The organism is Parasutterella sp., from assembly GCF_057870745.1.
The window spans coordinates 1-8508 of sequence record NZ_DBMALT010000068.1 but is presented as its reverse complement, the minus strand read 5'-3'; the positions used below and the strand labels follow the sequence as shown (position 1 = coordinate 8508).

The window sequence follows — 8508 nt, the reverse complement described above, 5'->3', positions numbered from 1 at the left end:
GTAACTTATACGGCCGCGAAACGTTACAGTCAGAGAAAGAAGCTCTCGGCAGAGAGAATTGCCGACGAAAAGCTGCTGAGTTCGATTAGATGCAAGGTCGAGCACGCCTTTCATCGAATTAAGGTTCAGTTCGGATATAAGAAAGTCAGATACAGAGGGCTGGCCAAAAATACGGCGCGCTTAACAATGCTGGCCTCGATTGCCAACATGTTCATCGGAAAGTGCTTCGAAAATCGAACCAAGGTTAGCTTCGCCTAGGATAATTGTATCTATGAGGGAGGAAACTGATTGATTAGGCTCTGGTCAATTCCTCCCCGATGGAAAATTCCCGTCAGATTCTTCGGAAATAAAGCCTCCGAAGGGCGATTGGGAAAAATTACGTATTTTGCAGAGCTTCCTTAATACCAATGGCCAAGAAGGAATTACACTAAAGAAGTTGTGCAGCGTTAAATTTATATGAAAAAGATTTTGGTGACCGGCTCCAACGGCTATATCGGAAACGCCTTGGTGCTGGCTTTGTTGAATCGGAAAAAAGAATTTACCGTGCGGGCAGCTGCCCGCAGAGGTTCGATTCTTAATTCCAAGTCCTTTGAGACGGTTCGGCTCGGAAGCCTGGAAGAAAGTCTGGACTACGTTGAAGCCTTTAAAGGCTGCGACGTCCTGATCCATTGCGCTTCCCGCGGTTCGATGCGCGGTCACGAGGGCTGGCTCGACGAAGCTGCGCTGCACAGAATTAATGTCTTAGGGACGGTTCACATGGCGCGCGAAGCGCACCGCGCCGGCATCAGCCGTTTCATTTTCCTAAGTTCTCTGCAGGTGAACGGTCCCGAGACCCCGGCCGGGAAACGTTTCTATGCTGACTCTTTGCCTCGGCCGAAGTCTCCGATCGGCAAAGCGCTCCTGGAAGCAGAAAAAGAACTGATTCGCGTCGGCGAAGAGACAGGCATGGAAATTGTGATCGTCCGTCCTCCGCTCATTTACGGGCCGGATTGTCAGAATCTTTTCGGCGAGGTCAAGATCATGGTGGATTACTGTCTGCCGCTTCCGCTGAGATCCTGCAAGAGAAATCACCGTTCTTTAGTCGGCATCGATAACCTCGTCGACTTCCTGATTTGCTGCGCGACGCACCCGGATGCTGCCAACGAAACTTTCTTAGTTAGTGACGGGGAGGATCTTTCGACACTCAATATTTTTAAACTGCTGGCTAGAACGCACCATCGGCCGTGTCTGCTGTGGCCATTTCCGCCGATCCTTGTCCGACTGTTTAACAGTTACATCGGACGTCAGGCTTGGGAAGAGTTCTTCTTCCAGAGCCAAGTAGCCGACATTCATAAAGCTCAGCTGGTTCTCGGCTGGACTCCTCCGCTTTCGGTTGAACAGTCCTTCCGACGCTCTTGGGACGAGAATTTCTACCTCGGTTCTCACACGAGCTCGAAATAACCGTCATTTTTGAATTTGTTTCTCCGATTGTTTTAGATTAATCGTCTCGAAGAAGGAATGAGATGACGACTCTTTTGCAAATTCTTGCGGCGACTCTTTTATCGTCGGTTCTGTCCATTGTTTTAGCTGGACTGATCAGCTTTAAGTTTCTTGATCGATATATGAGCAAGATGCTCTGTATCTCGGCCGGTTTGTTATTGACAGTGGCTTTTACCCATTTACTTCCCGAGGCATTTGAAATTCATGAGAATGCAGCCTCGGTGGGCTGGACGCTGCTTGTGAGCGTGTTATTTCTGTTCTGCCTTGAATTTGCCTTAAGTCATCAGCATCACAGTCATGTAAATCCTCCGGAACACACCATTTCTGAATACATCAAGGGAAGCCAAAAGAGAAGTTCCGGCGCCGGCAACGCCATCTTGATCGGTGATGCGTTCCATAACTTTACGGACGGCATTTTGATTGCCAGCGCATTCATGGTGAGTTCAGGCCTCGGCTGGGTAACGGCGCTCGCAATTTTGGCTCATGAGATCCCCCAGGAAGTGGGCGACTTTATGGTTTTGCTCCATTCCGGATTTGAGCGCTCGAAGGCGCTTCTTTGGAATGTTATTTCCGGCCTGACTTCCATGCTCGGCGGTATTGCAGGCTACTTTCTCTTAGACCGAGTTGAATGGATGGTTCCGTACGCTTTTGCCATTGCTGCTGCTAGCTTTATTTATATTGCACTGTCTGACCTGATGCCGGAAATTGCGCACCAGGAAAAACCGGAACGTTTTTACGTACAGTTATTCTTTATTTTGATCGGTGTGGCCATGGCTGTTTTGGCGACCGGAGGTCTGCACGAGCACTGATCTGAAGCAGTCATCAAACGCAAAAAAGCCGCTCTTGAACATTACCTTTGATCCGGAGTGGCTTTGCTTGCTAGGCGATTACTTTCCGGTTGCTACAGGATTAGCGTCATCGTCAATCCACTGACTCCACGAGCCGACATAAAGTTTCGATCCGTAAAGACCGCTTAAATCCATTGCAAAGAGGTTCGCGGAAGCGTTGACGCCGGATCCGCAGGAATTGATGACCTTGTCCGGTGTACGGCCGTCCAGAAGTTTCAGGAATTCTTCACGCAGAACAGGCGCAGGTTTGAATCTTCCGTCGAGAAGGAAGTTCTCGGAACCCGGACGATTGACAGCGCCGGGGATGTGGCCGGCTTTGTGGTCAATCGTTTCGCCGATGCCTTGGAAGCGAAGGGCAGGGCGTGCGTCCACTTCTAAGAATTCTTTCGTCTTCAGATTGTCCTGAACGGTTTTCATCGGAACCGGTACTTCAAGCGGCGCAAGCTCAGGGATCTTTCCGTCTTCTAACGGTTCGGTCGGCTTGTCTGTCACGGGAAGTTTTTCTTCCTTCCAAGCGGTAAAGCCACCGTCTAGGACGCAGACATTTTCCAGGCCCAGCCAGCGGAGCTCATACCAAAAGCGTGTTGCAAAGCCGAGGCCGCCCTGATCATAAAGAACAACCTGACGATCGGGACGGATGCCGAAATATTCCATGGATTGGCGGAATGTTTCTCTGCCCGGCATCGGATGGCGTCCGGTTCCCTGCGCTACTTTTCCGGTGACATAGCGGTCAAAGTCTACGAGTACAGCGCCCGGAATGTGCTCCTTGGCGTAAAGCTTGATACCGAGCTCCGGATCGGGAATGCTGCAGGAGCAGTCAAGAATGATGATGTTACGGTTTCCGCTGACTTTTTGATTCAGCATGAAAGCATGCAGCTCACGAGGCTCAATTAAAGTTGTGAAAATCATGAAACACCTCTGTTAAACGATTCCTCGATTTTAGGCTTCATTACAAATATTTGAAGGTAAGGCGGCAATGAATGAGTACACTTGAGCGCTTGAACGATTTTTGTGCAAATAGGCTCAAAATCTCATGTTTGACGCCTCAGCTTGAGTGAAAAGGGCTTAAATACCGAGATATGCCTGTAGGATTGTCAAAAAGTTGTTCGCTAACGTCTAAATGAGCGAAAATGCTCATGATACAAACAAATATAAGGATTATCGGAAATGGGAGAAAAGGCCCCTGAAATTTCTTCTCTGTCTTTTGAAGAAGCTCTTAAGGAACTGGAAGCCTTGTCGCAGCGCCTGTCTCAAGGCGGTCTGCCTCTGGAAGAATCTGTTGAAGCTTATGCCCGCGGCTCTGAACTGCGCAAACACTGCAATGACTTGTTAAAGCGCGCAGAAGACAGAGTACGTGAACTGGATCAAAAGTTCGGCAATCAGCAGGATGATGACGAACCTGAAGAAACCCCGGTAAGCCGCCGTTCCCGTCGAAATGACGACGATATCCCTTTCTAAGAAGTTATGACTGTTGCTTTTAAAGATTGGGTAAAGGCTTGCCAGCAGAGGGTTGAAAAAGCAGCTGAAAATAATCTTCCTCAGGAAGCTCTTATTCCCCAAAAACTCCATTCGGCTATGCGCTACTCCGTCATCGGAGGCGGTAAGCGCGTGCGTCCGCTGCTTGTTTATGCCGTCGGACAAATATTTGATGCCGATCCCGAAAACCTGGACCTTACGGCCTTAGCTGTTGAATGCGTCCATTCTTATTCCTTGATTCACGATGATCTGCCGTGCATGGATAACGACATACTGCGCCACGGTAAGCCCACTACTCATGCGGCTTTTGGTGAAGCAGTGGCCATGCTTGCAGGCGATGCACTCCAGCCGGAAGCCTTTCTGTTCTTAGTCAGAACGAAGCTGCCTGCTGAGCAGAGAATTAAGCTCCTCGAGCTTTTGGCCTACGCATCTTCCACGCGAGGCATGTGCGGAGGGCAAGCGATTGACCTGAGCGTCGTCGGCAATCAGAAGATGACGATTGAAGAGCTGCGCCTAATGCACTCGATGAAAACGGGGGCGCTCCTTAAGGCCTCCATACTTCTGGGTGCGTTTGCCGGAAAAAAGACTCCTTCACAGCACGATCTTTCGCAGCTTGAGGTTTATGGAAATGCTATCGGTTTGGCTTTCCAAATCGTCGATGACATTTTGGATGTCGTCGGCGATACGGCTGAGCTTGGTAAAACAGCCGGTAAGGATGCTTTAGAAGATAAACCGACTTACGTCAGCCTGCTTGGCCTGGAAAAAGCCAAAGAACTTGCTGAAGAACAATATTTAGTTGCCGCCAAAGCCGTTGAAGGGCTCAGCGAAGGTCTGAGCGGCAAAGAGCGCTTAATCGAAATCGCTGATTTCATCATCAAAAGGACACACTAAGAAGTAACCGGCGATGAGTACCATTCTCGAAACTATTAATTCTCCGGCTGACCTAAAAAAATTGTCGATGCCGGAGTTAAAGCAGCTTGCAAACGAACTTCGTACTTTCATTATCGATAACGTTTCCAAGACGGGCGGACACCTTTCGTCTTCTTTGGGAACCGTCGAGCTGGCTATCGCCATTCATTATGTTTTTGATACGCCGGAAGATCGATTAGTTTGGGACGTCGGCCATCAGGCTTATGCACATAAGATCCTGACAGGACGTCGGGACCGAATGCCGACACTGCGCCAGTACAAAGGCCTGTCGGGATTTCCGAAGCGTTCGGAAAGTCCCTATGACTGTTTCGGGACAGGACACTCGTCAACTTCCATCTCTGCGATTTTAGGTATGGCCGTCGCGGCAAAGACCTTAGGAAAGAAGGATCGGAGTCACATCGCAGTGATCGGCGACGGTGCAATGACCGCAGGTATGGTGTTTGAGGCCTTAAATTGCGCGGGCGACATGAAGGACCTTCGCCTGCTGGTGATCCTCAATGATAATGACTGTTCCATTTCTCCTCCGGTCGGAGCCTTAAAGAATCACTTTACACAGCTGATGAGCGGACAGTTCTACGCTCAGGCGCGAGACATCGGTAAAGCGATTGTGCGTCCGTTTCCGAAACTTTTCGATTTGACCAAACGGGCCGAAGAGTACAGCAAGGGCATGGTTGCTCCGCACTCCACGCTGTTTGAAGAATTCGGGATGAACTACCACGGTCCGATTGACGGACATGACCTCGAAGTGCTGATTCCGGTGCTTCAGAACATGAAACAGCTCAACGGACCGCTGGTGCTTCACGTTGTGACGCAAAAGGGCCACGGTTATGCGCCGGCTGTCGACAATCCGACCAAGTATCACGGTATCTCGCCGTTTGATTCAAGCAAAGGTATTGTTCCGTCTCCGCATGCAAAGACGTATACGGAAGTTTTCAGCGATTGGCTGCTGGACATTGCGCGTAAGGATCCCCGCGTCATCGCAATTACACCTGCGATGAAGGAAGGTTCAGGCTTAGTCGCTTTTGCTAAAGAGTTTCCGAGCCGCTTCTTTGACGTCGCGATTGCCGAGCAGCATGCTGCTACATTTGCAGGTGGCCTCGCTGCCGAGGGACTGAAACCCGTTTGCACTTTCTATTCGACTTTTTCTCAAAGAGCTTTTGACCAAATCGTTCACGACGTGGCCATTCAGGATCTTCCGGTTCTGTTTCCCCTGGACCGCGGCGGTCTGGTCGGGGCAGACGGTGCAACGCACCACGGTTCCTTTGATCTTTCGTTCCTGCGCTGCATTCCGAACCTTGTCATCATGGCGCCCTCAGATGAGAACGAATGCCGCCAGATGCTTTACACGGGTTATAAGCTAGATCATCCGGCTATTGTTCGTTATCCGAGAGGCAAAGGACCCGGCGTACCGGTTGAGAAGGAAATGCATGAACTTCCGCTCGGCAAGGCTCGCCGAGTGCGCACCGGAACTGCGCCGAAGGGTTCCAGAGTTGCGATGCTGGCTTTCGGAAGCATGCTTGCGGAGGCAAAAGCGGTTGCTGAAAAAATTGATGCCACCGTGTACGACATGCGTTTTGTGAAGCCGGTCGACGCTGATGCGATCGAAGAAGCTGCAAAAAATAATGATCTTTTAGTGACTCTGGAGGAAAATGTCATCATCGGCGGCGCCGGTGATGCGTGCCTTGAAGTTTTAGCCGCAAAAGGTCTTCTTGCGGATGTCCTTCAGATCGGGATCCCCGATCGTTTCATCCAGCAGGGAGATAACTTACATCTTTACCAAGAATGCGGTATGGATGAAGAATCGATTTTGAATAAGATTGAAGAACGTCTCAAAAGAGTAGAGTAATTTTGGAGCCTTCTTATGGAGCTCAAGACTGACGAACAAATTAAAAAGCTCAATACCTTCGGTGTTGACGCAAAAGCGAGGAACTTTGCCGAGATCCGTTCCATTGAGGATTTAAAACAGGCAAGAGAACATATCCACCAGCAGCCTCAGGACTTTATGGTCATCGGAGGCGGCTCCAATGTTTTGTTTAGGGATGACTATCCCGGCTTTCTGCTGCGGATGATGATTCCCGGTTTTGAGAAGATTAAGGAGGACGAAGAGCATTACTTTGTTCGCGCCGGCGCCGGAGAAATCTGGCACAGTTTCGTCCGCAAGATGCTTGATGCCGGAATGCCCGGTCTTGAGAACCTCGCTTACATTCCCGGCACCGTCGGGGCGGCTCCGATTCAAAATATCGGTGCATACGGCTTAGAAGCAGCTGAATTTATTGAATCCGTCGAGTGCTTTGATATGAATTCCGGCGAGCTGCTGACGCTGACGAATGAAGAATGTGACTTCGGCTATCGTCATTCGACATTCAAAAAGCCGGAGAATCGTCATTTAGTCATCACTGCGGTTACGTTTAAGCTCTCCAAAAATTGGGTTCCCAATACTTCTTACAAAGCGCTTGCCGAAGAGATCGAGATCAACAGCTTCCCCGAACTTTCCCCTCAGGACGTCTATTCCTGCGTGATTTCGCTGCGCCGCAGAAAACTTCCCTCGCCGGTGAAGTTCGGAAACGCCGGAAGCTTCTTTAAGAATCCTGTTGTCGACAGGGAGACCTTTACAAGTCTTCTTCGCACGAACCCGTCTTTGGTTTCTTATCCTTTGGCCGGAGGCCGTTTCAAGCTGTCTGCGGCATGGCTGATCGACAACGCGGGTCTCCGCGGTTATCGCATGGGCGACGTCGGCGTATGGGAAAAGCAGCCGCTTGTTCTCGTGAATTATGGGCAGGCGACCGGCGAAGACATCTACGCAATGGCGCAGGACGTGCGGCTGCGCGTCAAGAACTGTTTCGGCGTTAAACTCGAGCCGGAAGTTGCGATGGTCTAAGCGGTCTCGTTTCCGAAGGCTGAGAACCTGCGGTACTAATCCTGCTAGTCCTTTTTTGCAAAGCCAAGGGAGGGGCCTAGACGGTCCAAGAGTTCCTTGGCTTTTTCAATGCCATCGTTTGTGAGGACTCGAGAATGTTTACGCATGCATTTTGGTTTTTCGATGAAGCCGTCCTCAACTAATCGATCCATTGCGGTCCAGTCATGGCTTTTCCAGGACATACGAACTTCCGGCTTATCTTCTTCGGTAAAGGAAGTCAGGTAAAGAAGAGCCAGCGTGAGCTCGTCGATTAATTTGTCGCGTTCCGTTTTTTCCAAGACAATCTCCTCCAATTCACGAGACATTCAGTCTAATCTTCAAGACTTTTGTTCATAAAATGAGGAGGCCATTTCGGTCGCCACCGCAGTGGTAGACGATCTTGAGTTTGCGCTAAGAAGAACGTCAATCTCCCCAATCTTCTTTTTTGAAACCAAGTGAAGGACCAATTTGCTCCAGTAGCTCTTTGGCTTTCTCAACACCTTCGTCGGTCAAGTAACGAGTGTAGTTTTTTCTGTTGTGCGGAGGAACCATGAAACCGTCCTCTGCAAGATCGTCTAATGCCGTCCAATCATGCGTCTTCCAGGCCATACGGACATTAGGACATTGCTTTTCGGTGAAAGATGTCAAATAAAGGAGCACAAGCGTCAACTCTTCAGTCAGCTTTTCTCTTTGGGATCTTTCCATAGATACCTCCGACAAATTGGTTTTTCTTAGTTTAGTTGCATCCGATAAATTCAGGAAGTATTGAATGCGATAGAATCGAGTAGGGGGACGGGTTTCCCCGCCCCTCTCTCACAGCACCCATCGTGCGGTACCGCAATGGGCGCTTCATTAACGGATCTCCATAAAGCGGAGAGA

General features: G+C 49.9%; 10 protein-coding genes. 7 read left to right on the top strand and 3 right to left on the bottom strand.

What is annotated here, in order from left to right; translation table 11 throughout:
• The 3 genes from ACZND6_RS12290 to ACZND6_RS12280 all read left to right on the top strand — a co-directional run.
• Nucleotides 1-258: transposase (locus tag ACZND6_RS12290; RefSeq protein ID WP_489524739.1), on the top strand; the 258-nt coding region annotated here is incomplete at its 5' end.
• A 198-nt stretch (nucleotides 259-456) separates the two neighbouring features.
• Complete coding sequence (locus tag ACZND6_RS12285) at nucleotides 457-1440, top strand: NAD-dependent epimerase/dehydratase family protein (RefSeq protein WP_293737270.1); 984 nt, start codon at nucleotides 457-459, stop codon at nucleotides 1438-1440.
• Between the two features lie 62 nt (nucleotides 1441-1502).
• Complete coding sequence (locus tag ACZND6_RS12280; RefSeq protein WP_008811052.1) at nucleotides 1503-2288, top strand: ZIP family metal transporter; 786 nt, start codon at nucleotides 1503-1505, stop codon at nucleotides 2286-2288.
• A 78-nt stretch (nucleotides 2289-2366) separates the two neighbouring features.
• Here ACZND6_RS12280 and ACZND6_RS12275 read toward each other — a convergent pair whose 3' ends face one another.
• A complete protein-coding gene (locus tag ACZND6_RS12275; protein WP_370748038.1) occupies nucleotides 2367-3236 on the bottom strand; it encodes a sulfurtransferase in 870 nt (289 codons plus the stop codon).
• 258 nt (nucleotides 3237-3494) lie between these two features.
• On the opposite strand from ACZND6_RS12275, the gene ACZND6_RS12270 reads away from it, so the two are divergent.
• Genes ACZND6_RS12270 through murB form a run of 4 tightly spaced genes read left to right on the top strand, consistent with a single transcriptional unit; the run spans nucleotide 3495 to nucleotide 7611 of the window.
• Nucleotides 3495-3785: an exodeoxyribonuclease VII small subunit gene (locus ACZND6_RS12270; protein WP_008811055.1), complete on the top strand. Its 291-nt coding sequence runs from the start codon at nucleotides 3495-3497 to the stop codon at nucleotides 3783-3785.
• Between the two features lie 6 nt (nucleotides 3786-3791).
• Nucleotides 3792-4694: a polyprenyl synthetase family protein gene (locus tag ACZND6_RS12265; RefSeq protein WP_022099940.1), complete on the top strand. Its 903-nt coding sequence runs from the start codon at nucleotides 3792-3794 to the stop codon at nucleotides 4692-4694.
• 13 nt (nucleotides 4695-4707) lie between these two features.
• Nucleotides 4708-6579, top strand: coding sequence for a 1-deoxy-D-xylulose-5-phosphate synthase (gene dxs, locus ACZND6_RS12260; protein WP_293737272.1), 1872 nt, complete (start codon nucleotides 4708-4710; stop codon nucleotides 6577-6579).
• Nucleotides 6580-6594: 15 nt separating this feature from the next.
• Entirely contained in the window at nucleotides 6595-7611 is a 1017-nt protein-coding gene (gene murB, locus ACZND6_RS12255) for a UDP-N-acetylmuramate dehydrogenase (protein WP_046447915.1), read from the top strand.
• Between the two features lie 44 nt (nucleotides 7612-7655).
• Here the strand turns inward: murB and ACZND6_RS12250 are convergent, their stop codons facing one another.
• Together ACZND6_RS12250 and ACZND6_RS12245 are read right to left on the bottom strand one after the other, a co-directional pair.
• Entirely contained in the window at nucleotides 7656-7928 is a 273-nt protein-coding gene (locus ACZND6_RS12250; protein WP_489524738.1) for a DUF6429 family protein, read from the bottom strand.
• A 124-nt stretch (nucleotides 7929-8052) separates the two neighbouring features.
• On the bottom strand, nucleotides 8053-8334 hold the full coding sequence (locus ACZND6_RS12245; protein WP_022099944.1) for a DUF6429 family protein: 282 nt from the start codon (nucleotides 8332-8334) through the stop codon (nucleotides 8053-8055).
• Nucleotides 8335-8508 lie beyond the last annotated feature (174 nt).

What these genes read in the sequence shown, in the direction of transcription:
- ACZND6_RS12285 (WP_293737270.1), top strand. Translation starts at nt 457, where the DNA reads ATGAAAAAGATTTTGGTGACCGGCTCCAACGGCTATATCGGAAACGCC.
- ACZND6_RS12280 (WP_008811052.1), top strand. Translation starts at nt 1,503, where the DNA reads ATGACGACTCTTTTGCAAATTCTTGCGGCGACTCTTTTATCGTCGGTT.
- ACZND6_RS12275 (WP_370748038.1), bottom strand. Translation starts at nt 3,236, where the DNA reads ATGATTTTCACAACTTTAATTGAGCCTCGTGAGCTGCATGCTTTCATG.
- ACZND6_RS12270 (WP_008811055.1), top strand. Translation starts at nt 3,495, where the DNA reads ATGGGAGAAAAGGCCCCTGAAATTTCTTCTCTGTCTTTTGAAGAAGCT.
- ACZND6_RS12265 (WP_022099940.1), top strand. Translation starts at nt 3,792, where the DNA reads ATGACTGTTGCTTTTAAAGATTGGGTAAAGGCTTGCCAGCAGAGGGTT.
- dxs (WP_293737272.1), top strand. Translation starts at nt 4,708, where the DNA reads ATGAGTACCATTCTCGAAACTATTAATTCTCCGGCTGACCTAAAAAAA.
- murB (WP_046447915.1), top strand. Translation starts at nt 6,595, where the DNA reads ATGGAGCTCAAGACTGACGAACAAATTAAAAAGCTCAATACCTTCGGT.
- ACZND6_RS12245 (WP_022099944.1), bottom strand. Translation starts at nt 8,334, where the DNA reads ATGGAAAGATCCCAAAGAGAAAAGCTGACTGAAGAGTTGACGCTTGTG.